General features: G+C 57.3%; 25 protein-coding genes. 20 read left to right on the forward strand and 5 right to left on the reverse strand.

Features of this window, described 5'->3' with window-relative positions; all coding sequences use genetic code 11:
• Positions 1 to 66: 66 nt before the first annotated feature.
• The 4 genes from IEV54_RS00200 to purT are packed head-to-tail and all read left to right on the forward strand — an operon-like array spanning position 67 to position 2,603.
• Positions 67 to 675, forward strand: a complete 609-nt coding sequence (locus tag IEV54_RS00200) for an NUDIX hydrolase (RefSeq protein WP_150277838.1) — start codon at positions 67 to 69, stop codon at positions 673 to 675.
• Entirely contained in the window at positions 672 to 1,196 is a 525-nt protein-coding gene (locus IEV54_RS00205; RefSeq protein WP_150277837.1) for a gamma carbonic anhydrase family protein, read from the forward strand. Before IEV54_RS00200 ends, IEV54_RS00205 begins: the two co-directional genes overlap by 4 nt.
• Positions 1,197 to 1,207: 11 nt before the next feature.
• Positions 1,208 to 1,411, forward strand: coding sequence for a DUF1289 domain-containing protein (locus IEV54_RS00210; RefSeq protein ID WP_223825450.1), 204 nt, complete (start codon positions 1,208 to 1,210; stop codon positions 1,409 to 1,411).
• 10 nt (positions 1,412 to 1,421) lie between these two features.
• Positions 1,422 to 2,603, forward strand: coding sequence for a formate-dependent phosphoribosylglycinamide formyltransferase (gene purT / locus IEV54_RS00215; RefSeq protein WP_150277835.1), 1,182 nt, complete (start codon positions 1,422 to 1,424; stop codon positions 2,601 to 2,603).
• A gap of 22 nt (positions 2,604 to 2,625) precedes the next feature.
• Here the strand turns inward: purT and IEV54_RS00220 are convergent, their stop codons facing one another.
• Together IEV54_RS00220 and IEV54_RS00225 are read right to left on the reverse strand one after the other, a co-directional pair.
• Positions 2,626 to 3,933 (reverse strand): HlyC/CorC family transporter, encoded by a 1,308-nt coding sequence (locus tag IEV54_RS00220; protein WP_150277834.1) that lies wholly within the window; start codon positions 3,931 to 3,933, stop codon positions 2,626 to 2,628.
• A gap of 37 nt (positions 3,934 to 3,970) precedes the next feature.
• Positions 3,971 to 4,768 carry a cytochrome C assembly family protein gene (locus IEV54_RS00225; RefSeq protein WP_150277833.1) on the reverse strand — a complete coding sequence of 266 codons (798 nt, stop codon included), beginning with the start codon at positions 4,766 to 4,768 and terminating at the stop codon, positions 3,971 to 3,973.
• Between the two features lie 155 nt (positions 4,769 to 4,923).
• Here IEV54_RS00225 and ffh point away from each other — a divergent pair, with 155 nt between their 5' ends.
• From ffh to IEV54_RS00280, 11 genes are all read left to right on the forward strand, one after another.
• A complete protein-coding gene (gene ffh / locus IEV54_RS00230) occupies positions 4,924 to 6,318 on the forward strand; it encodes a signal recognition particle protein (protein ID WP_150277832.1) in 1,395 nt (464 codons plus the stop codon).
• Positions 6,319 to 6,478: 160 nt separating this feature from the next.
• Positions 6,479 to 6,727 (forward strand): 30S ribosomal protein S16, encoded by a 249-nt coding sequence (rpsP, locus tag IEV54_RS00235; protein WP_150277831.1) that lies wholly within the window; start codon positions 6,479 to 6,481, stop codon positions 6,725 to 6,727.
• 1 nt (position 6,728) lies between these two features.
• Complete coding sequence (gene rimM / locus IEV54_RS00240; RefSeq protein WP_150277830.1) at positions 6,729 to 7,271, forward strand: ribosome maturation factor RimM; 543 nt, start codon at positions 6,729 to 6,731, stop codon at positions 7,269 to 7,271.
• 3 nt (positions 7,272 to 7,274) lie between these two features.
• Complete coding sequence (gene trmD / locus IEV54_RS00245) at positions 7,275 to 8,024, forward strand: tRNA (guanosine(37)-N1)-methyltransferase TrmD (protein WP_150277829.1); 750 nt, start codon at positions 7,275 to 7,277, stop codon at positions 8,022 to 8,024.
• A gap of 32 nt (positions 8,025 to 8,056) precedes the next feature.
• Positions 8,057 to 8,404, forward strand: coding sequence for a 50S ribosomal protein L19 (rplS, locus tag IEV54_RS00250; protein WP_150277828.1), 348 nt, complete (start codon positions 8,057 to 8,059; stop codon positions 8,402 to 8,404).
• Positions 8,405 to 8,540: 136 nt separating this feature from the next.
• Positions 8,541 to 9,452 (forward strand): site-specific tyrosine recombinase XerD, encoded by a 912-nt coding sequence (gene xerD, locus IEV54_RS00255; RefSeq protein WP_373286412.1) that lies wholly within the window; start codon positions 8,541 to 8,543, stop codon positions 9,450 to 9,452.
• A 46-nt stretch (positions 9,453 to 9,498) separates the two neighbouring features.
• Complete coding sequence (gene dsbC, locus IEV54_RS00260) at positions 9,499 to 10,218, forward strand: bifunctional protein-disulfide isomerase/oxidoreductase DsbC (RefSeq protein ID WP_150277826.1); 720 nt, start codon at positions 9,499 to 9,501, stop codon at positions 10,216 to 10,218.
• Between the two features lie 79 nt (positions 10,219 to 10,297).
• Positions 10,298 to 11,602: a homoserine dehydrogenase gene (locus IEV54_RS00265; RefSeq protein WP_150277825.1), complete on the forward strand. Its 1,305-nt coding sequence runs from the start codon at positions 10,298 to 10,300 to the stop codon at positions 11,600 to 11,602.
• Positions 11,603 to 11,705: 103 nt separating this feature from the next.
• Positions 11,706 to 13,115, forward strand: a complete 1,410-nt coding sequence (gene thrC, locus IEV54_RS00270; RefSeq protein WP_150277824.1) for a threonine synthase — start codon at positions 11,706 to 11,708, stop codon at positions 13,113 to 13,115.
• 129 nt (positions 13,116 to 13,244) lie between these two features.
• On the forward strand, positions 13,245 to 13,829 hold the full coding sequence (locus IEV54_RS00275) for an exopolysaccharide biosynthesis protein (RefSeq protein WP_150277823.1): 585 nt from the start codon (positions 13,245 to 13,247) through the stop codon (positions 13,827 to 13,829).
• 40 nt (positions 13,830 to 13,869) lie between these two features.
• Positions 13,870 to 14,304 carry a HemJ family protein gene (locus IEV54_RS00280; RefSeq protein WP_150277822.1) on the forward strand — a complete coding sequence of 145 codons (435 nt, stop codon included), beginning with the start codon at positions 13,870 to 13,872 and terminating at the stop codon, positions 14,302 to 14,304.
• Positions 14,305 to 14,333: 29 nt separating this feature from the next.
• Here the strand turns inward: IEV54_RS00280 and IEV54_RS00285 are convergent, their stop codons facing one another.
• On the reverse strand, positions 14,334 to 14,813 hold the full coding sequence (locus IEV54_RS00285) for a DUF2231 domain-containing protein (protein WP_150277821.1): 480 nt from the start codon (positions 14,811 to 14,813) through the stop codon (positions 14,334 to 14,336).
• A gap of 128 nt (positions 14,814 to 14,941) precedes the next feature.
• Here IEV54_RS00285 and ctaD point away from each other — a divergent pair, with 128 nt between their 5' ends.
• The 4 genes from ctaD to IEV54_RS00305 all read left to right on the forward strand — a co-directional run bounded on the left by ctaD (position 14,942) and on the right by IEV54_RS00305 (position 19,717).
• Entirely contained in the window at positions 14,942 to 17,473 is a 2,532-nt protein-coding gene (gene ctaD / locus IEV54_RS00290) for a cytochrome c oxidase subunit I (RefSeq protein ID WP_188434270.1), read from the forward strand.
• Positions 17,473 to 17,832 carry a hypothetical protein gene (locus tag IEV54_RS00295; RefSeq protein ID WP_150277820.1) on the forward strand — a complete coding sequence of 120 codons (360 nt, stop codon included), beginning with the start codon at positions 17,473 to 17,475 and terminating at the stop codon, positions 17,830 to 17,832. Before ctaD ends, IEV54_RS00295 begins: the two co-directional genes overlap by 1 nt.
• A complete protein-coding gene (locus tag IEV54_RS00300) occupies positions 17,829 to 18,650 on the forward strand; it encodes a cytochrome c oxidase assembly protein (RefSeq protein WP_150277819.1) in 822 nt (273 codons plus the stop codon). Before IEV54_RS00295 ends, IEV54_RS00300 begins: the two co-directional genes overlap by 4 nt.
• An 83-nt stretch (positions 18,651 to 18,733) precedes the next feature.
• Entirely contained in the window at positions 18,734 to 19,717 is a 984-nt protein-coding gene (locus tag IEV54_RS00305) for an MBL fold metallo-hydrolase (protein WP_150277818.1), read from the forward strand.
• Between the two features lie 48 nt (positions 19,718 to 19,765).
• Here IEV54_RS00305 and IEV54_RS00310 read toward each other — a convergent pair whose 3' ends face one another.
• Positions 19,766 to 21,787 (reverse strand): hypothetical protein, encoded by a 2,022-nt coding sequence (locus tag IEV54_RS00310; protein ID WP_150277817.1) that lies wholly within the window; start codon positions 21,785 to 21,787, stop codon positions 19,766 to 19,768.
• A gap of 59 nt (positions 21,788 to 21,846) precedes the next feature.
• Positions 21,847 to 23,073, reverse strand: a complete 1,227-nt coding sequence (locus tag IEV54_RS00315) for an ATP-grasp domain-containing protein (protein ID WP_150277816.1) — start codon at positions 23,071 to 23,073, stop codon at positions 21,847 to 21,849.
• A 313-nt stretch (positions 23,074 to 23,386) separates the two neighbouring features.
• On the opposite strand from IEV54_RS00315, the gene IEV54_RS00320 reads away from it, so the two are divergent.
• Positions 23,387 to 24,292: a mechanosensitive ion channel domain-containing protein gene (locus IEV54_RS00320; RefSeq protein ID WP_150277815.1), complete on the forward strand. Its 906-nt coding sequence runs from the start codon at positions 23,387 to 23,389 to the stop codon at positions 24,290 to 24,292.
• Positions 24,293 to 24,372 lie beyond the last annotated feature (80 nt).

Raw genomic sequence — 24,372 nt, forward strand, 5'->3', positions numbered from 1 at the left:
GGCTGGGCAACTGGTTCTACGTAAGTGATCATGACATCATTATTGAAAACACAAGAGGTGAATTGAATGCTGGACAAGATGCGCCTGCGGGTTGGCGAACATCGTCCGCGCGAGATTGAAGGTGCGGGATTGCCGGAGGCCGGCGTATTGATCCCGGTCACCTGCGTGCACGACCGGCCGGAGATTATCCTGACCGTTCGCTCCCAGCGCCTGTCGACCCACTCCGGCGAAGTCGCTTTCCCCGGCGGGCGACGTGATCCTGGTGATGTGGATCTGCAATACACTGCACTGCGCGAGACTCACGAGGAAATTGGCCTGTTGCCTGAGCTGGTGGAGGTGGTTGGTCCGCTCGGCTCCCTGGTGTCACGTTTTGGCATAAAGGTAACGCCCTATGTAGGCATTGTGCCTGATGTGTTTGATCTGGTGCCCAACGCAGGTGAGATCGAGACGGTATTCCGGGTGCCCGTGAGCTTCTTTCTGGAAGACCGCAGGGAGATGACCCACCGGATAGACTACGAAGGCCGTAGTTGGTACGTACCCAGCTATCGTTTTGATGGCCACAAGATCTGGGGCCTGACCGCGTTGATGCTGGCCGAGTTCGTCAATATCGCTTTTGATGCCGACATAGAATTGAACACCCCCTACGATGAAGATCGCAAGCAGGAGAGAAGATGAAATACAGCCTGGGTAACGACCGAGTAGAAATGGCAGATGATGCCTGGATCGCCGATTCTGCTGCAGTAGTGGGTAAGGTGCGGCTGGAGGCCGGTGCCAACGTGTGGTTTGGCGCGGTGCTGCGCGGCGACAACGAGCTGATTCTCATCGGCGAGCATAGCAATGTGCAGGATGGTGCGGTGATGCATACGGATATGGGTTATCCGCTGACTTTGGGCAAGGGCGTGACTGTGGGCCATAACGCCATGCTGCATGGCTGTACTGTGGGCGACTATAGTCTGGTGGGGATCGGCGCCGTGGTGCTCAACGGCGCGAAGATCGGTAAGCACTGCATCATCGGCGCCAATACGTTGATTGGCGAGGGCAAGGAGATTCCCGATGGATCTCTGGTGGTAGGTTCTCCGGGCAAGGTGGTGCGCGAGCTGAACGAACAGCAGAAGAAGATGCTTGAGGCCAGTGCCGCCCACTATGTGCACAACGCCCAGCGCTACCAGCGCGATCTCAAGCCCCAGGACGACTGAAGGTGTCCGGCGTGGTTGCATCCCCGTGTATAGGGGTATGTGCGCTGGACGAGCGTGATATATGCACCGGCTGCCAGCGTAGCGCAGTGGAGATCACGCAATGGTTTCGCATGAACGAGGAGCAGCGCCGCGAGGTGCTTGCCCGCTGTGAAGAGCGGGCTCGCGCGCAGGGGCTGTGGTTTTCGATCAATAAGGACAAGGGATTTCAGGCATGAGTCAGCCAGCATGAGTAAAATAGGAACGCCGGGTACCCAGGGCGCAGTGCGCGTTCTGTTATTGGGAGCTGGAGAGCTGGGCAAGGAGCTGGTGATCGAGCTGCAGCGACTTGGCTGCGAGACCATTGCGGTGGATCGTTACGACCAGGCTCCGGCCATGCAGGTTGCCCATCGCAGCCATGTGATCAGCATGCTCGATGGTGCAGCGTTGAGGGCGGTGATCGAGCAGGAAAAACCGCATTATATCGTGCCCGAAATCGAGGCAATTGCTACCCAGACCCTACGCGATATGGAAACCGAAGGTTATACGGTGATTCCAACCGCCCGCGCAGCCTGGTTGACCATGGATCGTGAGGGTATACGCCGATTGGCGGCCGAGGAGCTCGGTTTGCCAACCTCTGCCTACCGTTTCGCCGGTACCCTTGATGAATACCGTGCTGCCATCGAGGCGGTCGGTCTCCCCTGTGTCGTCAAGCCGGTCATGAGTTCGTCGGGCAAGGGGCAGTCCCTGGTCAGGGATCAGGAGCAGGTTCAAGCAGCCTGGGACTATGCCCAGTCAGGCGGGCGTGCCGGTGGCGGACGGGTCATCGTCGAGGGTCTGGTTGAGTTTGATTATGAGATCACCCTGCTTACTGTCAGACATATCGATGGAACCGTATTCTGCGATCCCATCGGTCATCGACAGGCCGGCGGTGACTATCAGGAGTCCTGGCAGCCACAGGCAATGAGCGAAGCAGCTCTGCTTGAATCCAAACGCATTGCCGGCTCTGTGACCGACGCGCTTGGTGGTCGTGGGGTGTTTGGTGTCGAGCTTTTCATTCGCGGTGATCAGGTATGGTTCAGCGAGGTTTCACCTAGGCCCCACGATACCGGGATGGTGACGATGATTTCCCAGGACCTGTCGCAGTTTGCCTTGCACGCACGGGCGATTCTGGGATTACCTGTGCCCTCGGTACGGCAATTGGGTGCCTCTGCCTCAGCGGTGCTGATCGTTGAAGGGGAGTCCCAGTCGGTCAGTTTTTCCAACCTGCATGACGCCTTGGTGCAACCGGATACGCAGTTACGTCTTTTCGGCAAGCCTGAGGTCAGCGGTCAGCGCCGCATGGGCGTAGCGCTTGCTCGCGCCGACGACATAGCTCTTGCGCGGGAAAAGGCCATGGCAGTGATCGGGGCCATCAAGGTTCAGCTCTGAGGGCGGCGCAGCCGCGCCCGCGTCAATGTTCGGGCTCTGGCTCTGCTTCCGTGCCGGGTAAAGGGCCCTGTTGATCCAGGCCGCGGTCCCACACCCGAACACTCTTGACCATGTTGTCCTTGGTTTGCAGTATTTCCATGCGGTACGGTCCGACGGCCAGGCAAACGCTGGTTTCCGGAATGCTTTCCAGTTGCTCGGTGATCAGGCCATTCAGCGTCTTGGGCCCATCGGCGGGCAATTTCCATTTCAGCTGACGGTTAATCGCCCTAATAGCTGTGCCGCCTTCGATGACAAAGCGGCCGTCATCCTGAGGGTGAATATCCTGGCTGGGCAGGAGCATGTCGCTGGTGAATTCACCAACAATTTCTTCCAGTATGTCCTCGAGCGTAACAAGGCCAATCACATCGCCATATTCGTCCACCACAATCGCAATGCGTCGCTTCTGCTTCTGGAAATTGAACAGTTGGGTATGTAGCGGTGTGCTTTCCGGGACGAAGTAGGGCTCCTTGCAAGCGTTGATCAGGGAATCCTTGGTCAGGTCGCCGCGGCTTAACAGACGTGCTATGGAGCGCATATGAACTATGCCGGTCACATTGTTTATGTCGCCCTGAAATACCGGCAGGCGGGTGTGATGGCAAGTGCGCAACTGACTGTTGATACTCGGCAGGCTGTCTTCCAGGTCGATGCCAATGGCTTCGTTGCGCGGGATCATGATGTCATTGACGGTCATTTTTTCCAGATCAAGGATGCCAAGTAGCATATTCTGACGACTACGAGTAATGCCCAGTCCTGCCTCGCGCACCACGGTACGGAGCTCTTCCACGCTCAGTTGGTCATTGTTCGACGCGAGGTTGATACCCATCAGGCGCAGCAACACGTTGCTTATGCTGCTGCACACCCAGACGATCGGATACAGGATTTTCTGTAGAACCTGCAGGACGATGCTTACTGGAAAGGCAATCAGTTCCGGGCGAACGGCTGCCAGTGTCTTGGGCGTGATTTCCCCGAAAATCAGAATGATAATGGTCAGGCCGATGGTCGCGATGGCTATGCCGGCTTCGCCGAAAAACTCCACCGCAACTACTGTTGCGATAGAGGCGGCAAGAATGTTGACGATGTTGTTGCCGACCAGGATGGTGCCGAGCAGGCGGTCGGGGCGCTCCAGTAGCCGTGATGCCCGTCTGGCGCCTCTGTGGCCTTCCTTGGTCATGTGTTTGAGACGATAGCGGTTGAGGCTCATCATGCTGGTTTCGGAGCTCGAGAAAAACGCCGAAAGCATGATCAGCACAACGAGGCTTATCAGCAGGAAGGTCGTATGCGAGTCGTTCAAGAGGGAACCTCAAGGACAATAGAAGATGGGAGCATGATCAGGCGAGGAAGAACTCGCTAACCAGCTTGCTACCAAAATAGGCCAGGGCCAGCAACAGGAAGCCCGCGAGAGTCCAGCGAATTGCATTGCTGCCGCGCCAGCCACGGAAGTGCCGACCCCAGAGCAGAACGCCAAATATTACCCAGGCAAGGCATGAGAGCAGGGTTTTGTGAGCCACGTCCTGAGCAAACATATTGTCGAGGAAGACAAAGCCGGTAATCAAAGCCAGTGTGAGCAGCAGCTCGCCACAAAACAGGAACTGGAACAGCAGGCGCTCCATGGTCTGTAGCGGCGGAAAAGTGCGGATGAAGCGAGTGGGGTGCTTGTGCTTGAGCTGATAGTTCTGGATGCCCAGCAGGCCCGCTTGAAAGGCGGCAATGGTCAGAATGCCGTAAGCCAGAATGGACAGCAGTATATGGGCGACCAGCATGCCATCACCTGCCACCAGTCGCGTGCCATGGCCAGGAAATAACCAGGCCAGCAATACGGTGACTACAGCGAGCGGGAAAAGGGCCAGCAGCAGGCTCAATACCGGGGCGCGAAAACTGAATGCCAGGGTGATGGCAATGATGAGCCAGGCTACCAGCGAGCCCGCATTGAAGAAGCCCAGCGCGAGTCCGGTATCGGTAATCAGTTGCAGATAGAGGCTGCCAGCATGCGCAGTAAGTGCCACCAGGCCGATGGCCCGCAGCAGGGATGTGTTAACGGCCAGGCGTTTGGCCAGGCAGCGGATCTGGTAGATGCTGCCGCCCAGATACAGGAACACGGCAAACAGGCTGGAAATGAGGGCTGTCATACATCCTTGCAATGGAAATCATTGGAATCGAAGTGTCGCATAAGCCGCGCCGCTGTTAAAGCGCTCCCTGTCATCCACAATCGCCGCAGGGTATACTGCGGCGCTTGATCGCTTCGCCCGTCTGTCCGGTTTACGGGAAGCATAGGAGATTCAGCATGTTCGACAATCTTACCGAACGCCTTTCCCATAGTCTGCGTGGTGTGACTGGGCGGGCCAAGCTCACCGAAGAGAATATCAAGGACACCCTGCGTGAAGTGCGCATGGCGTTGCTTGAGGCAGATGTTGCGCTGCCGGTGGTCAAGGCATTCGTTGATCAGGTGCGCGAGCGCGCCGTTGGTCAGGAAGTGTCCCGCAGCCTTTCGCCAGGGCAGGTGTTCGTCAAGATCATCAAGGCCGAGCTCGAAGCTGTCATGGGTGAGGCCGAGGGTCTCAACCTGGCCGTCACGCCGCCTGCAGTGATCCTGATGGCGGGTCTGCAGGGTGCGGGTAAAACGACCTCTGTCGCCAAGCTGGGTAAGACCCTGCGCGAGCGGCAGAAGAAAAAGGTCATGGTGGTCAGTGCCGACGTCTATCGTCCGGCTGCTATCAAGCAGCTGGAAACCCTGGCGGCAGAAGTCGGGGTGAATTTCTTCCCCTCCGACGCTGGCCAGAAGCCTGTCGATATCGTCCAGGCAGCTATGCGCGAGGCGCGCAACCGCTTCATGGACGTGCTGATCATCGACACCGCCGGCCGTCTGGCCATCGACGCCGATATGATGGACGAGATTCGTGCTGTGCACGCAGCGGCCAAGCCAGCTGAAACGCTGTTTGTGGTCGATGCGATGACCGGCCAGGACGCAGCCCTGACTGCCCAGGCGTTCAACGAAGCGCTGCCTTTGACCGGCGTGATCCTGACCAAGGTCGATGGCGACTCGCGTGGCGGTGCGGCGCTGTCGGTGCGGCACATTACCGGCAAGCCGATCAAGTTTCTGGGTGTGGGTGAGAAGACCGACGCGCTGGAGGCTTTCCACCCTGACCGGATTGCTTCGCGCATCCTTGGCATGGGCGACGTGCTCAGTCTGATCGAGCAGGCTGAACAGAAGCTCGACAAGGATAAGGCCGAGAAGCTCGCCAAGAAGCTGAAGAAGGGCAAAGGCTTTGATCTCGAGGACTTTCGCGACCAGCTGCAGCAGATGCGCGGTATGGGTGGCCTGGGATCGATGATGGAAAAGCTGCCGATGATGGGCAAGATCAATCCGTCGCAGATGGAAACCGCGCAGACCGAAGCGGAAAAGCAGTTCAGTCGCATGGAGGCGATCATCAACTCGATGACTCCAGGCGAGCGGCGCAATCCCGACATTATCAGCGGCTCGCGCAAGCGCCGCATTGCCGCCGGCTCAGGCACCCAGATCCAGGATATCGGGCGGGTTATCAAGCAGCACAAGCAGATGCAAAAGATGATGAAAAAGGTCAGCGGCAAGGGTGGCATGGCCAAAATGATGCGCGGAATGGGTGGTATGGGCGGCGGCGGTGGCATGATGCCCCCTGGCGGCGGGATGCCTAAGTTCTGACCGGATTGCTGGTCCTCCAGCTACAATGCAGAAAACAGTTTTCAATGGCTGCGATATTCCGTAGAATACGCGACCTTTCGGGCACAACAGACCTGCAATGCAGATAGTGGTCCGTAATTGATTCAATGAGCGTTACTCAAATACAGGAAACAATGTCCACATGGTAACCATTCGTCTAGCTCGTGGTGGCTCCAAGAAGCGCCCCTTCTATCACCTGACTGTCGCAAACAGCCGCAACGCCCGTGATGGTCGTTTCGTTGAGCGCGTTGGCTTTTTCAACCCCGTTGCCAACGGTGCTGAAATTCGCCTGTCCGTTAATCAGGAGCGGGTAAGCTACTGGTTGAGTCAGGGCGCGCAGCCGTCCGAGCGCGTTGCTTCCCTGCTGAAGGAAAATCAGGCTTCCGCCTGATATGAGCAACCTGCCGGAGTCGTCCGGATCGCCCCTGGTGGTCCTTGGCGAAATTGTCTCGGTGCACGGCATTCGCGGTTCGGTCAAGGTCAAGTCTGACACTGATCCGCTGGATAACGCACTGGACTACCCCGAGTGGATACTCCGCAAGGGTGATCAGACACACACCATCAAAGTGCTTGATGGTCGGGTGCAGGGTCGGGTGTTGGTAGTCGATCTCGAAGGGGTAACCGACCGGGATCAGGCGCTGGCACTGGTGGGTAACGAGATTTGTGTGGCTGAACAAGCGCTACCAGATCTCGAAGCGGGTGAGTACTACTGGCATCAGCTGGAAGGTTTGCAGGTGATAACGGTGCAGGGGCAACTCCTGGGCCTGATTGATCATTTGCTCGAGACCGGCTCCAACGATGTGATCGTGGTCAAGCCCTGTGAAGGCAGCCTGGATCAGCGCGAACGTTTGCTGCCCTATCTGCCGGATCTGTATGTTAAGGCCATCGATTTGCAGGCAGGCGTAATGCAGGTTGATTGGGATCCGGAGTTCTGACCGGTGTGGGCCGGTGTAGTAACGCTGTTTCCGGAGATGTTTGCGGCGCTGACCGAGTACGGGGTAACCGGACGAGCAGTTAAGCGTGGTCAGCTTGAAGTTGCCTTCAGCAACCCCCGTGAGCACGCCCACGATAAGCATCGCACGGTAGATGACCGACCCTTTGGCGGTGGTCCCGGGATGTTGATGAAAGTCGAGCCGTTGCTGGAAGCGATCGAGTCGATCACAGCGCAGGCTCCTTCGAAGCCCAGGGTGATCTATCTGTCACCCCAGGGCCAGCCACTGACTCAGAAACGGGTGCAGGAGCTGGCGGTGTTGGACAGCCTGGTGCTGTTATGCGGACGCTATGAAGGTATCGACGAACGTATCATCGAGATGTGCGTAGATGAGGAAATTTCCCTCGGCGATTACGTGTTGTCGGGGGGCGAGCTGGGAGCCATGGTGCTGCTGGACTCGGTGACCAGACTGATTCCCGGTGTGCTCGGGCATGCGGATTCGGCGGTTGAGGATTCATTTTCGGAAGGGTGGCTGGATTGTCCGCACTACACCCGGCCGGAAGAGATTGCAGAGCGGCGCGTACCGGAGGTGCTGCTCAGTGGTAACCATGAATTGATCCGGCGCTGGCGTCTCAAGCAGTCCCTGGGCAGAACCTGGCAACGTCGGCCAGAGTTGCTCGAGGATCTAACGCTGAGCAAAGAACAGCAGCAGCTGTTGGCGGAATTTATCCGCGAACGGGAAACCGATAACCATTGATTCAAGTCCGACGGCTTGTGCAGGAGTATTAAATGTCCAACATTATTGCCCAGATCGAAGCTGAGCAGATGAGCAAGAAGTTGCCCGAGTTCGCTCCGGGTGACACTGTAATCGTTCAGGTTAAAGTGAAGGAAGGCGAGCGTGAGCGTCTGCAGGCCTTTGAAGGCGTGGTTATCGGTAAGCGTAACCGGGGTCTGAACTCCGCGTTCACCGTGCGCAAGATCTCCAGCGGTGTAGGCGTCGAGCGTACCTTCCAGAGCTACTCTCCGCTGATCGACAGCCTGACCGTCAAGCGTCGTGGTGATGTACGTAAAGCCAAGCTTTACTATCTGCGCGCCCTGTCCGGTCGTGCCGCTCGTATCAAGGAAAAGCTGGGCTGATCAGCCTGCTTTTCCGGTACGAAAAAAAAGCAGCCTGCGGGCTGCTTTTTTATTGTCTGGCGTATGATGACTGTGAATTTACAGCGTTCGAGATATTTTTATGGCCAAGCCCGGCGCAGCGCCCATGCAGCATCCTATGCCCCGCGCAGTGATCAGCGACACCGAGCAGCGCATAATTGCCGGCTATATCGATAATCTTTGGCTGGAGCGCGGCCTGGCAAGGCCCACGCTGGAAGCCTACCGCACCGACCTGGAGCATCTGGCCGGTTGGCTGGCTGGGCGTAAGCTGGTATTGCTCGGGGCAAGCCGCGCCGATCTTATGGAGCATCTGGGCTGGCGCATTGGCAAGGGTTATCAGGCCCGCTCAACGGCAAGACTGCTGTCATGCCTGCGTGGATTTTACCGCCATGCCCTGCGTCAGAATCTGATTGTGGAAGACCCGACGCTGGATATCGCCTTGCCGAAGATGGGGCGACCCTTGCCCAAGGCGCTCAGCGAGGCGGACGTCGAGGCGCTGCTTGATGCGCCGGACGTTGAAGACAGCCTGGGGCTGCGTGATCGCTGCATGCTTGAAGTGCTCTATGCCTGCGGGCTGCGCGTGAGCGAGCTGACGGGCTTGCGCCTGGATCAGTTGAATCAGCGCCAGGGCGTGATCCGGGTGACCGGCAAAGGCAGCAAGGAACGTCTGGTGCCCCTTGGGGAAGAGGCCCTGAGCTGGATCGGGCGTTACCTGCGTGAGGGCAGGGGTGCATTGCTTGGAGGTCAGGCGGGAGATGTGCTTTTCCCCAGCCGCCGCGGTACTGAAATGACGCGTCAGACCTTTTGGCACAGAATCAAGCTGCACGCCAGTCAGGCGGGTATTCGCGCTAACCTGTCCCCGCACACCCTGCGCCATGCGTTTGCCACTCACTTGCTCAATCATGGTGCCGATTTGCGGGTGGTACAGATGTTGCTGGGGCACAGTGACCTGTCTACCACGCAGATCTATACACATGTAGCGCGTCAGCGTCTGCGCGATCTGCACGCCAGCCATCATCCCCGTGGGTGAGGCGGGTGTTTCATGCTAAGCTTGACCGCCTTGAAGAGGACCTCTGATGCGATTCAAATACTACATGACCTTGTTGCTCGCTCTTGGCGCCCCGGCCGTAATGGCGGCCCCCGCTGATGACATTCGTGCCAGTCTGGATAAGCTCAATCTACCGATGCAGGTGCAGACCATCAGTGAGTCCCCCATGGAGGGTCTTTATCAGGTGCAAATGGACAGTGGTCGCATCATATATGCTAGTGCTGACGGGAAATTTCTGGTCCAGGGGGCATTGTTTGATGTCACCGATGGCGGGTTGAGCAACCTGACAGCCGCGGCCGAAGCCAAGACCATCGGTGAGTCACTGAACAAGCTGCCGCGTGAGGAGATGGTCATATTTGCGCCCGAGAAGCCTGAGACCCATGTCACCATTTTTACCGATGTGGATTGTGGTTACTGCCGCCTGCTGCACAGCGAAGTAGACGAGCTCAACGCACTTGGGATAGAAGTGCGTTATCTGGCTTTCCCGCGAAGTGGGGCGTCAGGCGAGAGCGCCGCGACCATGGAATCAATATGGTGCGCGAAGGATCCGCAAGAGGCAATGACCCAAGCCAAGCTGGGCAATACCATCGAGCAAGCCAGCTGCGCCAATCCTGTGGCCAACCAGTATCAGTTGGGTGTGCAGCTGGGAGTTCAAGGTACGCCTGCCATTTTTCTGGCCAACGGAACTCTGGTACCGGGCTACAAGCCTGCGAAAACACTGGCTCAGGAAGCGCTGGCCAACCAGTAACGGCTTGGACACTAAACGAATGCCCAAGGGCGCGTAGCCCGGGCGATCTTGAATAATTTGATCAAATGGAGAACATGGTTTGAAACCGGTGAAAGTAGGAATATGTGGTTTGGGCACCGTCGGCGGTGGCACCTTCAACGTTCTGCAGCGCAATGCGGTCGAGATTTCCCGGCGCGCCGGACGCGGCATTGAGGTTGCCCAGATTGCCGCGCGGCATCTGAATCCTGCCTGCGATACCGGCGACACGCCGATCACGGATGACGTTTTCGACGTGGTCAATAATCCCGAGATTGAAGTAGTCATCGAGTTGATCGGTGGCTATACCGTGGCCTTTGACGTAGTAATGCAGGCTATTGCCAATGGCAAGCACGTAGTGACGGCCAACAAGGCATTGATCGCGGTTCACGGCAACGAGATTTTCGAGGCGGCGAGCAAGCAGGGTGTTGTGGTGGCGTTCGAGGCTTCTGTCGCTGGCGGTATACCGATCATCAAGGCGTTGCGCGAGGGCCTGGCAGCCAATCAGATCGACTGGGTGGCCGGTATCATCAATGGCACCGGCAATTTCATTCTGACCGAAATGCGCGACAAGGGCCGCACCTTTGACGACGTGCTGGCCGAGGCGCAAATGCTCGGTTACGCCGAGGCCGATCCGACGTTCGACGTCGAAGGGATTGATGCGGCGCACAAGCTGACCATCCTGGCATCCATTGCTTTCGGCATTCCGCTGCAATTCGACAAGGCCTACACCGAAGGCATCAGCAAGCTCACTACAGCCGATGTGCGCTACGCCGAGGCTTTTGGCTACCGTATCAAGCACCTGGGTATCGCCCGACGGACCGCTGACGGCGTTGAGCTGCGTGTGCACCCGACACTGATCCCGGCCGACCGGCTGATTGCCAATGTGAACGGTGTGATGAACGCCATCATGGTCAATGGTGACGCAGTGGGCTCTACGCTGTATTACGGCGCTGGCGCTGGCGCTGAGCCCACCGCATCCTCGGTGGTTGCCGATGTGATCGATGTGGTCCGTGCTCTGACCACCGATCCGAACAACCGCGTGCCGCACCTGGCCTTCCGCGCCGAGTCGCTTTCTGATCTGGCAGTGTTGCCTGCTTCGGCTATCGAGACCGCCTATTACCTGCGGATTCAGGCCAAGGATCGTCCCGGTGTGTTGGCCAAGGTGGCGACCATTCTTTCCGAGCGTGAGATCAATATCGAATCGATTCTGCAGAAGGAAGTCGAGGAGCAGGCTGGTCTGGTACCGATCATCATCATGACGCATCGCGTTCGCGAGCAGAAGATGAATGATGCTATTGAGGCGCTCGAGGCGCTCGACGAAGTGGTCTCGCCGCTGATGCGGATCCGGGTAGAACAACTGAATTAATCGCGGCAAGCTACAAGCTGCAAGCGACAAGTGGTCCGGTGTTGGTCCGGCTGCTTGGCGCTTGAAGCTTGTGACTTGAAGCTCAAACCGAAGGTTTGCAACGATGCGCTACATAAGTACTCGGGGCCAGGCTCCGGCTCTGAATTTTGAAGATGTTTTACTGACCGGTCTGGCGACAGACGGTGGATTGTATGTGCCTGAGAACCTGCCGCACTTCACCCAGGAAGAGATTGCTTCCTGGGCGGGGCTGCCTTATCACGAGCTCGCCTTCAATGTAATGCGCCCCTTCGTGGCAGGCAGCATCAGCGATGCCGACTTCAAGCGGATCCTCAAGGAAACCTACGGCGTCTTCGCCCACGAGGCTATTGCTCCTCTGCGCCAACTGGGTGCGAACGAGTGGGTTCTGGAGCTTTTCCATGGACCGACTCTGGCGTTTAAGGATTTTGCCCTGCAGCTGCTTGGTCGCTTGCTCGATCACTTCCTGCTCAAGCGTGGCGAGCGGGTGGTCATCATGGGCGCGACCTCCGGTGACACAGGTTCGGCCGCGATTGAAGGCTGCAAGCATTGCGAGAATGTGGATATCTTCATTCTGCATCCGCATAACCGCGTCTCGGAAGTGCAACGCCGGCAGATGACGACCATCAAGGGCGACAACATCCACAACATTGCCGTGGAAGGCAATTTTGATGACTGCCAGGAAATGGTCAAGAACAGCTTCGCTGATCAAGGTTTCCTCAAGGGGACGCGGTTGGTTGCGGTGAACTCGATCAACTGGGCGCGCATCATGGCGCAGATCGTCTATTATTTTCATGCGTCCCTACAGCTGGGTGGCCCCGCTCGCTCCATGGCGTTCTCGGTGCCCACCGGTAACTTTGGCGACATATTTGCAGGCTATCTGGCCCGCAATATGGGACTGCCGATCAGCCAGCTGATTGTTGCCACCAATCGTAACGACATTCTGCACCGTTTCATGAGCGGCAACCGCTATGCCAAGGATACTCTGCACCCTTCCTTATCGCCGTCGATGGATATCATGGTGTCCTCCAACTTCGAGCGTTTGCTGTTCGACATGCATGGACGTAACGGTCCAGCGGTTGCCGAACTGATGTCGGAGTTCCGCAAGACTGGCTTGCTCAGTGTTGAAGACGAACGCTGGACTGAAACACGCAGACTCTTTGATTCGCTCGCAGTAGACGATGACGCCACTTGCAGCACGATCACCGACGTCTATCGCGCCACAGGCGAGTTGCTGGATCCGCATACGGCTATTGGGGTGCGTGCGGCGCGGGAATGCCGCAGATCAATGTCGCTGCCGATGATCACTCTGGGTACGGCCCATCCGGTCAAGTTTCCCGAAGCGGTGATCAAGGCTGAGGTGGATGTGGAGCCAGTCCTGCCAGCACATCTCAAGGATCTGTTCGAGCGTGATGAGCGCTTTACTGTACTGGCCAACGAGTTGCACGAGGTCCAGTCCTTTGTGGCCCAACACGGTAATCGCGGCAAACCCCTCTGATAACTGTGCGTTGTCGAAATGACTTTCGGCAACGCACCTGGGGTGCCTGTCGAACCTTAAAGCTCAATAAGCATCAAAGCAGTAATCAGGAGTTGCGCTGTCTGCTCCATCTGCTGAATAGAGGATGTTATGGTTCAGGAATTGCGGAACCTTGAGCAGTTATTCAATCACATAGCGACCCTGGCAAGCGAGAACGGCGAGGTATCTCTCGGTATTGTGGTTGAGTCTATTGGCCACCGCTCATTTGGCCCTTTGCTTTTGATTATCGGACTGACCTTGTCATCCCCCCTGAGTGGCATCCCCGGGATGACCTCGATCAGTGCGGCATTCATCTTCCTGATTGCAGCACAGCTACTCATGGGGCGGCGATTCTTCTGGATGCCCCATTGGTTGCTGGATCGTTCGTTGGACAGGAAGCAGATCATGACAGGGTTACGCTGGATCACTCCGCCGGCCCGAGTGGTCGACCGGTTGACGCGTCCCCGCCTGTTTTTTCTTGTCAGCCGCTCGGGTGCTTATGTTACGGCCGCGTTATGCGTATGTATCGCAATGATCATGCCCGTGTTTGAGCTGGTTCCCTTCAGTGCCTCTGCCGTGGGCGTTGCCCTCGCTGCTCTAGGCCTGGCGCTGGTGGCGCAGGACGGTCTGCTGGCTTTGATCGCCTTCTGTGTCATCGGGGCAACTTTTGGCCTGGCTGTTGTCAATATCCTCTGATCCGTCATAAAGGTGGACCAACAGGGAGATCGTCAACCGAATGCTCTGGATTCTGCTACTACACATCATAGGCGTGCTGTTCTGGGCTGCCGCGCTGTTATATCTCCCGGCCCTCATCGCCGGAGAGGTCATGCATGATGAAAAGCTGAAAGAGCCACCGGTCACTTACGATTCTATCGCCAGAGCCGTTTTTACCTTCGTGGCAACACCCGCAGCCCTGGTAGCGATTATCGCGGGAACCCTGGTTTTCGTGCTTAATCACACCATCGTTCCCTGGCTTATATTCAAGCTGACGCTGGTGTCATTCTTGGTGATATGCCACGCCCTTGCGGGGTTGCTGATCCTGCGGGCAGAGTCACGCAATGGCAAGCCGGTTGTCCCCTGGTGCATGTTACTCGCGGTAGTCAGTGGTTCGCTGATGTTCACAATTGTCTGGCTGGTGCTTAGCAAGCCCCAAATCGAGGCCTGGCTATGACTGCTAAATTCCCCATGGCTCCAGGATTCTCACAGGTTCTCGCGCCGCTCGGCCATTTTTTCCGGCGAGACCCCAACCGCGTGATCGTATACGAGAATGCCGCCAAGCAGGCTGGTAAGGGATATCAACAAGCCAGTCAGCAGGCTGGTATAGAGTCCCCAGGGCATGATTGCCAGATCCGGTTCCCCTACACGCAACAACCAGTTGAGTGTAGCCAGAGACAGCATCATCACCGCCAGAATCGCGTGGCACCAAGCCGTTATCAAGCTGCGTATTTGTGCCACGATAGTCAGATCGAGCATGCCGATGAAGCCCGATACCCAGCCTCCCAGAGCTCCGATACCTGCCAGCCAGAGGCTCAGGCGAGCCCAGAAAAAGTCCCCCGTGACCAGGTAGGCAATATCGGCTCCGATCAGTCCGAGCAGAGCTGCCACCGGAAAGTGAATCAACATCGGATGGATAGGATGCCCATGAATCGACATCTTGCTGCGAATTTTCTCTTCAGCCATGAAACTCTCCGACTGTGTTCAGCTGTATTACAACCTGGAAGAGTGTGCTCCGTCGGTTGCCAAAAGGTTAGCAATGCTCATTGTGGCAGCTATCCAGCATTTGGACCGGCAATTGGGGAGAGGGTTGCATGAAGCCTGACCAGATGACAGATCCACTGATTCAAAGTAACCAGGAACGCCATAGGACCTTCGACCGTGTGTGGGGCAATCTTCCAGGCTGGCGGGCACTGTCGGCGGTTAATCACACGACGATCGGCCTGCGGTTCATTGTTACCGGGTTCATGTTCTTCCTGGTGGGTGGATTGCTGGCGATGCTCATTCGCACACAACTGGCGTTACCCGAACAGGATATTGTCGGTATCGAGCTGTATAACCAGCTGTTCACCATGCATGGCACAGTGATGATGTTTCTCTTTGCCATTCCGGTGTTGGAAGGTATGGCAATGTATCTGATTCCCAAGATGATCGGAGCGCGGGATCTGGTTTTTCCGCGGCTGAGCGCATTGGGTTATTACTGCTATCTTTTTGGCGGGCTGATCATCCTGTCCAGCCTGGTAATGAATATTGCGCCGGATACCGGCTGGTTCATGTATACGCCGCTGAGCAGTGCAAATTACTCGCCTGGGCCCGGCTCTGACTTCTGGCTGCTTGGCATCACATTCGTGGAGATTTCCGCCCTGTCGGCGGGTGTGGAGCTCGTGGTGTCTATCCTGCGCACGCGAACCCGGGGGATGGCCCTGAGCAAGATGCCGGTCTTCTGCTGGTACATCCTGGCAATGGCCTTGATGATCATCTTCGGATTTCCACCGCTTATTCTCGGCAGCATACTGCTGGAGCTCGAGCGTGCTGCCGGTATGGTGTTCTTCGAAGTGGCCGGGGGAGGGGACCCGCTGTTATGGCAACACCTGTTCTGGCTGTTCGGACATCCTGAGGTCTATATCCTGTTTCTGCCCGCTGCGGGCATCGTATCCACACTCATACCCGTTTTTGCCCAGCACCCGTTGGTGGGATACCGCTGGATCGTGGTGGGCATCATCCTCATGGGTTTTCTCAGCTTTGGTTTGTGGGTCCACCACATGTTTACGGTGGGTATCCCGCAACTGGCGTTATCATTCTTTTCCGTGGCAAGCATGCTGGTAGCGATCCCTACGGGGATTCAGGTTTTCGCCTGGTTGGCGACGCTCTGGGCGGGACGAGTGGTATTTCACCTGCCTATGCTGTGGATACTGGGTTTCATCGTAATCTTCGTCAATGGCGGGCTGACCGGGGTGATGCTGGCGCTGGTGCCGTTCGACTGGCAGGTACATGACACCCATTTTGTGGTCGCCCACATGCACTATGTGCTGGTTGGCGGGATGCTGTTTCCCATGGTTGCCGGCCTCTATTACTGGCTGCCCCATGTCTCGGGACGGATGCCTTCAGATACCCTGGGCCGCTGGGGTTTCTGGCTGGTTTTCATCGGATTCAATCTGACCTTCCTGATCATGCACCTCACCGGCCTGCTGGGTATGCCGCGGCGGATCTATACCTACGAAGCCGAAATGGGCTGGGGATGGTTGAATCTGATCTCGTCGATCGGTGGATTTGTCATGGCTATCGGTGTCGCGGCGGTCATTCTGGATATCGCATTGCATTTTCGTTTCGGCAAAAGAGCAACCCTCAATCCCTGGAATGCGGACACGCTGGAATGGGCCATGCCCATGCCGGTCCCCACCTATAATTTTGCCAGTCTGCCCACCGTAGAAACCCGCCATCCCATGTGGGAAAACACCGATCTGCCGCAAACCATAGCCTCGGGGCAGCATGGCCTGGCTGAAATTCAGCACAATCGCCGTGACACATGGGGCTCGGACGCTATTACAGGCAAGGTCCGTGAGATTATTAACCTGCCATCCAATTCCTGGATACCATTGCAGTGCGCTGTGGCAATCGGCGTGCTGTGTATCAGTTTGCTCGTCAAGGCCTATCTTGTCGCCGTGCTGTCGACAGTGGCTGCGGTCTTTCTGTTGCTGCGCTGGAGTTGGCACAACGGAGGCCATCCGTCAGTGACGCCCCTGCGTGAAGATGATCCCACCGATCCGCCACTGCATTCGAGGACCTTCGACGGCCCTGGGCTGTGGGGTATGGTGGTTTCGTTGATGGCTAACGGTACGCTGTATCTGTCCTTGTTGTTCGGCTGGTTTTATCTTTGGACCGCCTCACCCCTGTGGACTGTGCCTGAAAACGGGCCCCTGGCCCTTATGCCGCTGGTGGCCAGTGGCGTGCTGCTGACGCTGGCGGTGCTGCTCTACGGCCGGGGCCTGACGCGGCTACGCAAGCGTAATGCCGACAGGCTGGGTAGTATGTTCTGGTTGGTGAGCTTGCTAGGTGCCGCGCATGTATTGTTATTGCTCTGGATATTGCTGGATGCGCCGTTGCAGCCTACGCAGACAGCGCACGATGCAGTGCTGACCGTAATGGTCCTCTACCAGTTGATCCATAGTGGGCTGGCTGTGATCCTCACGGCGCTTCAGGCGGTGCGTCTCAGGCTGGGTTATGTGAGCGCACAAATACCCTATGAGCCCGTCGTGATTGGCCCGTTCTGGCTGTATACGCTGGGTGTCTTCTGGATGAGTTTTGCGGCCTTTGTTCTGCTACCCATGGCCTGGGGAGGGAGCTGATGTTTTCACCATCCCATCCTTTGCAGATGTTTTTCGGGCTGATCGTCTGGAGCGCCTGGTTCGTCAGTCTGTATGGCGGGCTGGGAGTTGTCTGCAAACTGGCGCCGCCGAGCCCGGACCAGGGCGTTATGACCTGGGTCAACGCTCTGGTGCTTGTCCTTGGCATGGCGTTATCGCTGTTCCTTTTGTTTTGTGCCCGTCGTTGCTGGGCAGTCCGGTCGGCAGCACAATGCCTGTCCGCCAGGGAGCGGGACAATCAGCGCTTTATCGCCAGCGCCGCTGCGGGGGTTTACCTGGTGGGAGCTTTTGCGACCCTGGCAGTGGCATTGCCGGCCGTTATGTTGGCCCCGTGCGTGTGACCAGGCCGCGCGCAATCCTCTGGCTGAGCGTGTTTGTGCTTGGTAGCACGAGCATCCCGGCTTGGGCTCACAGCCCGCTATCGGGCAGCCTGGAGGAGCGGATATCCATATTGCTGGGTGCAGCCATCTTGAGTATTTTCTGGATTTTCTACATCCTTGGATCAGTGCGCAGGGCCGCACCTGTCTGGCACCCGATCTTTTTTCATGTGGCAATGCTGCTGAGTTTTTTTGCCGTGGTCGGGCCGCTGGACGAATGGGCGGAAACCAGTACTACCGCCCACATGATCCAGCACATGTTGTTCATGGTTGTGATCGCCCCTTTGTGGGTGCTCAGCAGTCCTTTGAGCCAGCTCGTCGCGGGGGGAGGGCGATGGCTAGTCAGCTGCTGGACCCCCTTTCTGCGCCTGCCCCGGCATCCGATGCTTACCGCCTACCTGCATGGCCTGACGGTGTGGTTCTGGCATACGCCGCGGTTCTACCAACTGGCGCTGGATAATCCCTGGTGGCATGTGGTGGAGCACGGCATGTTTCTACTGACAGCCGGATTGTTCTGGTGGGCGGTCTTGCAGGGCAAGCGGCGGAATGTGCATTGGTCGCTGTTTGCTTTGTTGCTCACTCTAATGCACACCGGTTTTCTGGGGGCTTTGCTGACATTTGCCCAGGCGCCGCTGTACGGAGAGTCGCGGAGCCTGGAAGATCAGCAATTGGCCGGCTTGATCATGTGGGTGCCAGGCGCTGTCCCTTACCTGCTGGCTGCTGCGTGGGTGGGCTATCGCTGGTTCCGTGACATTTATCGAAACACGGGTGCGACCGATTAGCTGCTGGTGCGTTTTGCCCCGACTTGCACAGTGCTGCAAAAGATCCGATGCTTGAGCACCATAAAGTGGCACGGAGAAGTCTGATGAGTCTGAAACACCCTTTGATTCGTTCCATTGGGCTGGCTGCAGCCGGTCTGACGCTGTTTTCCTCTTTTGCACAAGCGCAACCGGTTCCCAGGCAACAAGAGCAAGTGCCTGGCTACTACCGCATGAATCTGGGCGAATTTGAAGTAACTGCACTTTACGATGGGTATGTTGATCTGGATCCGGCGCTACTCAAGGGCATTGATGCAGATAACCTGCAAACGCTTTTCACGCGGATGTTCGTTTCAGCCGATGACGGAGTACAAACAGCGGTCAACGCTTATCTGGTCAACACGGGTACCGAGCTGATTCTGGTCGATGTGGGCGCTGCGCAGTGTTTCGGACCGACCCTCGGCAATGTTGCATCCAATCTGAAAGCCTCCGGCTACACTGTCGAGCAGGTCAGTATGGTGTTGTTGACGCACCTGCATCCGGATCACGCCTGTGGTTTGCGCAACAGCGACGGATCGGCAACCTACCCCAACGCCACGGTACACGTGCCTCGCGCAGAAGCCGCTTACTGGCTGGATGAAGAATTGACAGCGACCATGCCGGACAGCGCCCAACCGTTTTTCAAGATGGCTCAGGCGGCCGTAGAGCCCTATGTGGCGCAAAAGCGATTGCAGAAGTACGGGCGTGATACCGAACTGATGCCCGGCGTGCGAACTGTACCCACGAACGGCCACACGCCTGGGCACAATGCCTACCTGTTTCAATCTGAGGGGCAGGACCTGATGGTCTGGGGCGATATTGTGCATAGTCATACGGTGCAATTTGCTCGCCCGGATGTGACGATCGAGTTCGACGTCGACAGTGAGGCGGCGCTGGCCACCCGCAAGGATGTATTTAACGAGGCTGCACGTAACCGGTTCTGGGTGGCGGGAGCGCATTTGCCTTTCCCTGGCCTGGGTCATGTTCGCCGCGAAGGGGCGGCATTCTCCTGGGTGCCGCTAGAGTTCGGGCCGCTACGGTCGGATCGCTGATCCAAGGTTGATGGGGCGCCAGCAATTGCTGCTGGCGCCGGGAACCCATCATGTAGTGACAGGAGGCTCAAGAGGGGCATCTGGCATGCGTCCGGCGCCCCAGCTGCGCTGTATATAACCGATGACTTCATCCAGCTCCTCGCGGGTGACGGACGCGGGTTCACCGTGCTCGAGAGGGTCGTAGTGAAAAATGTACAGCCTGGACAGAAACTGTGCGAAGGGTAGTGAAGCCTCTCCGAAGCGTTCGCCGTGGCCTGCGGTACTGACCTCTACGCCGTCGCCCCAATTCTGCCCGCTGTCATTGTTCGGATTGTAGAAATACAGGCGCATCTCATCGGTCTGATCCAGATTGACCCGCAATATGGTGATGGCGTGCCAGCCGATGAAGCGCGCAGCGCTATCGGTAACTGCGATGCCCGCCGGTTGGGGGTGAATCAGCGGCTGATTGCCATTGTGATACGGATGATAGGCGGCATAGAAGTGCCGGATAAAATCATCCAGATCAACCAGATGGCCCGTCGGGACATCAACATTCAATCGGAAGCCACGACCTGCCCACCAGCCATGGAACTCGGGATTGACCCAGCGATGCGGGTCGCCCTCACGACCGATACAGCGTCGCCCCATTTCAGCGTAGATGCGGTCCAGATGCGGCACCACCAATAGTGAAACTGCATCCAGGTCGATCGGCAAGGTGGTAGCCACGCCACTCAGGCTTTCCTGTGAGGAAATTGGCTGCCCTTCGAAGTGCATGATGATCTCATCATCGCGCGCCGCCCAGGTCACCATTTGCAGAAGATAATCCGGGTCGTTGTAGGCCCACATCGATAATGCCCGTGCAGACTGACAGGTCGGGTTGTTGCCCTGGCCTACGCCGAGGGGCAGGCCCAGCATACATAGAACCCCCTCCAACAACAGTGCCTCAGCTGGTACGGCGGTGCCGAACGCCATGGTCAGCCGCTCCCGTGACCAGTCCGACAAGGGTAAGCCGAGCTGCCGCCACATGGCAGGGGCAACCGGCAACTGAAACAGAATGCCGCGCTCCAGCATCAGGGCCAGACCGTAGATCGCCTGCGGAGTACCCGGATGTACACCCTTGTCGATCAGTGCCAGGACCAGCTCGCGATAACACAGAAGACAGTCTCTTCCGGTGGCCGACAGCCCCATGGCCTCAGCCAGCAAATGCTCCGCCTGGTTAAGCAGGTGACGCATTAGAACGGCGTGATAGGCAGAGGCCAGACCGGTATCGTGCATGGCCCGGGCAAAACCGGTCGCTTCGCTTTGCAGCGCGGCGTGGTCCATGTAATCGAGACGTTCCTGGTAGATTTCGATACCCGGGTCTTCTCGGCATGCATGGGTCGGACCGAACAGGCTGCTTACCAGGCGGTCGGCGCCCTGTCCGCTGTTGCCCAGATCAATGTCGGGATTGGCCTGACACAGGGCAATCTGGGTAATCATCCGTTTTACCGGGTCAACCTGAATGGGCCGTTGCTGCAGGATGCGCCAGATCTCGCCAATCAACTGGTCAATAATGTGTTGATAGCCGATTGAAGCTGCCAGATGCTGCAGCAGGTTACGTGGCAGCTCGGCTAGACGTCCCTGAGTTTCACGCTCGGCTTCACTCAAGGGTGAGAACAGTAACGCAAGGTTGCTTGCCAGTACCTGAGTAAGAAAATGATGTGCATGCTCGGAAGACACAACCGGGTGAACAAATTCGCCGCGGGCTACAGCCAGCAGTCTGAGCTCGCTCAACGCTTCAATCACCAGCGTATGGGGATCAGCACTCGACAGGGTCTGGGGAGTGAGGGCCGGCACCAGTGTTTCGGGGCTGGCCCAGTCGGAGCCGGCGAAAATTCCTGCGGACTCCAGCATGGCTGCGCGCGATTCAAGCTGCGCACAGCCACCGGCTACCATCATTACCCTCCGCGCGGTGTCGAATACCCGGCCGAGCTTGCCTGGCTTGGCAAACTCGGGGGCGCGATCCAGCAGCTCAAGGGCTTCGTCAAACCGGGACAACAACAACGCAAGCTTGCCGTCATCTGGCGGATTTTGCGTATTCTGCTCGACCACGCACACACTCCCTATTCATTCTCATTGCCGCCCATGATAGGGACCGGATGCGCTGAGCGCTATACGTAGAAGTCCAGTTCTTCCTGACGCGCGAGCAACTTGTGCATTTCCTCGGCGTTGTCGCCCTTGAAATAGATCAGGCCCCAATGGGTTCCGAATGCGGTGCGCTTGGTTACCATCTCTTCAAGCGGTGTCGTCAGCTCGTGTGACTCGAAATAGGGGTGATCCTCGGTTTCAGCAGGAATTTCGAGCTTGCTGACTACGCGGCGGCGCGGATAGACACCAAAGCAACCGGCGTACCCATCGGCGTCCTCGATCTCCTTGGGGAAGTAGGCTTGGACTTCCTCTTCGGTGGATTTCGGATCGAATACCAGCATGCTCGCATGATAAGCATTGAAACCCTTGTACACGCGCTCAAGCAGCTCGAATACCTTGAAGCCCGGCGGACGGTAGGCCACCTCACCAAAGTACATCTCGCCGTCGCTGGTCACGAAATACTCGGGGTGAATCATCCCGAATTCGATGTCGAAGGTTTTGATCAGCTTCTCGATCTGCTTGACGATCTGCGGACGATACTCTTCCAGCTTGGGTGATGCGGGAACGTGTACCGAATAACCAAGACGTACATACTCGGAGATGTTCAGAAAGCGAATCTTGCCATCGTGAATCCAGGCCTCGACCGCAAATTCCCAGCCATCGAGGTGGGACTCCATCAGGGATGGGAACTCCTCGTCAGGGATCGCATCCACGTCATCCGGTGTGCGAATGACCCGGTGACCGAGACAACCCGCCTTGTCGAACGCCTTGACGTGGATCGGATCGTTCGGATCGCCATCAAGCTTGAGCAGGGTCTGGTTGACGCGCTTGAGGAAGCGGATCACATCGCCGCGATCGTGGGCTTCCTCGAAGATGCCAACGCGAATGCCACCAAGCTGTGCACGACGCTTCATCAGCGACTTGTCACGCATCAGCATTGACTGGCCGAACAGGCGTGGATTATCCAGCAGGACGGAGTTGATCGCCCCGGCCCACTCAACGGTCTCTTCGAATAATGGGATGGATACATCCACGCCCATGTCCTTGAGCGTCTGAGCTATTTCCATGGACCGGTCGTTGAGGCGCTCGAAGTTCCAGGCCACGTAGGGGATATCGTGCTCTTTACAGTAGTCCTCGGCCCATTCGGGTGCGACTACTACATAGCGACGGTCAAAGGTGGCTGCGGCTTCAACAGCGTTGGGCGCCCAGCCGAGCAGAGCAATAAAACCCTTGGTTGGATCCTTCTTCATATGCGACCTCCTTTGCGATCGGGAGCTTGTCCCGTTCAATGTATAATTTAGATGTGTAATTACTATACACCATAGAAGAGGTCTAGGCTAACCGTACCTGCATATGGTTTGCGGTGTTAGGTCGTTATCAAATGATTCGAGAGCGAAATATTATTGTCATCTGTTCGGGCTCTATTGGTATGAAGCCGATGGGGCACACAAGTTCCGGTCGTGTTCTTTCATGCCGGTAGAGCGATGCGAAGACATCGACATTGACGGCTGATCGGCAGCCAAGGATGATTCGCTGCACAATGTTCATGTTTGGGGTGGGGTAATGCTGGAGGGCGTGAATCTGTTACCTGAGGGGGTCGTACTCGCGGACGGGATTTTGCGATTGCTGATCAGTACTGCATTGTTGCTTGTCGTGGTTCTGGTAGCCCGTTCGCTGACCGCTCGCTTCATACGGCGGACGGTTGCATCCCCCGAATTAAGGGGCCGCTGGCTGGTTAACTCGCGGAATGCTTTCCTTTTGCTTACGCTCCTTGGCCTGGTGATCATCTGGGGTGACGAGTTGCGCACGCTGGCACTGTCGATAGTCGCAATCGCAGTGGCCTTTGTCGTCGCGACAAAGGAGTTGATCCTGTGCCTGACCGGCTCTCTGCTTAAAAGCGGGTCACGGTCCTTCAACCTGGGAGACCGTATTCAGGTCAAGGAGTTTCGCGGTGATGTGATTGACCAGAGCCTGCTGGCCACGACGGTTCTTGAGGTGGGTCCCGGCGCATTGCAGCAACGCACGGGCAGGATGATCGTTATTCCCAATGCGTTGTTTGTCTCCGAGCCGGTGATCAATGAAAGCTTTACTGATAATTATGGATTTCACGTCTTCAGCATCCCGTTCCGGCGGGGAGATGACTGGCGCTCGGCGCAGCGGGCTTGTCTGGAATCAGCTAATCGACACTGTGCTCCTTATCTCGAACAGGTAAGAACCTTCATGACTCGGGTGAGTGCCAACCGCGGTCTGGCTGTGCCCGCGGTAGAGCCGAGGGTCACGCTGCAAGTCCCGGCGCCGGAGGCCATGCACCTGGTTGTCAGAGTGCCGGTGAAGGTCGGGGAGCGGAGTTTTATCGAACAGGCGATTCTCAGCGATGTGTTTGCCGAACATGACTTTCTCCCTGCTCACCATGAACCGAGGGCCCGGATAGCGGAGCCATCACGTGTCGAGGATGCCGGCGACATCTGACCCTGAAGGCTCCGCACTGGGCGTTGGCGGGCAAAAGCTTGCAATTTACGGCCCGCGAAATTAGCGTCAGCAAAGGTTTT

The organism is Halopseudomonas salina (assembly GCF_014637955.1).
Lineage (GTDB): Bacteria > Pseudomonadota > Gammaproteobacteria > Pseudomonadales > Pseudomonadaceae > Halopseudomonas > Halopseudomonas salina.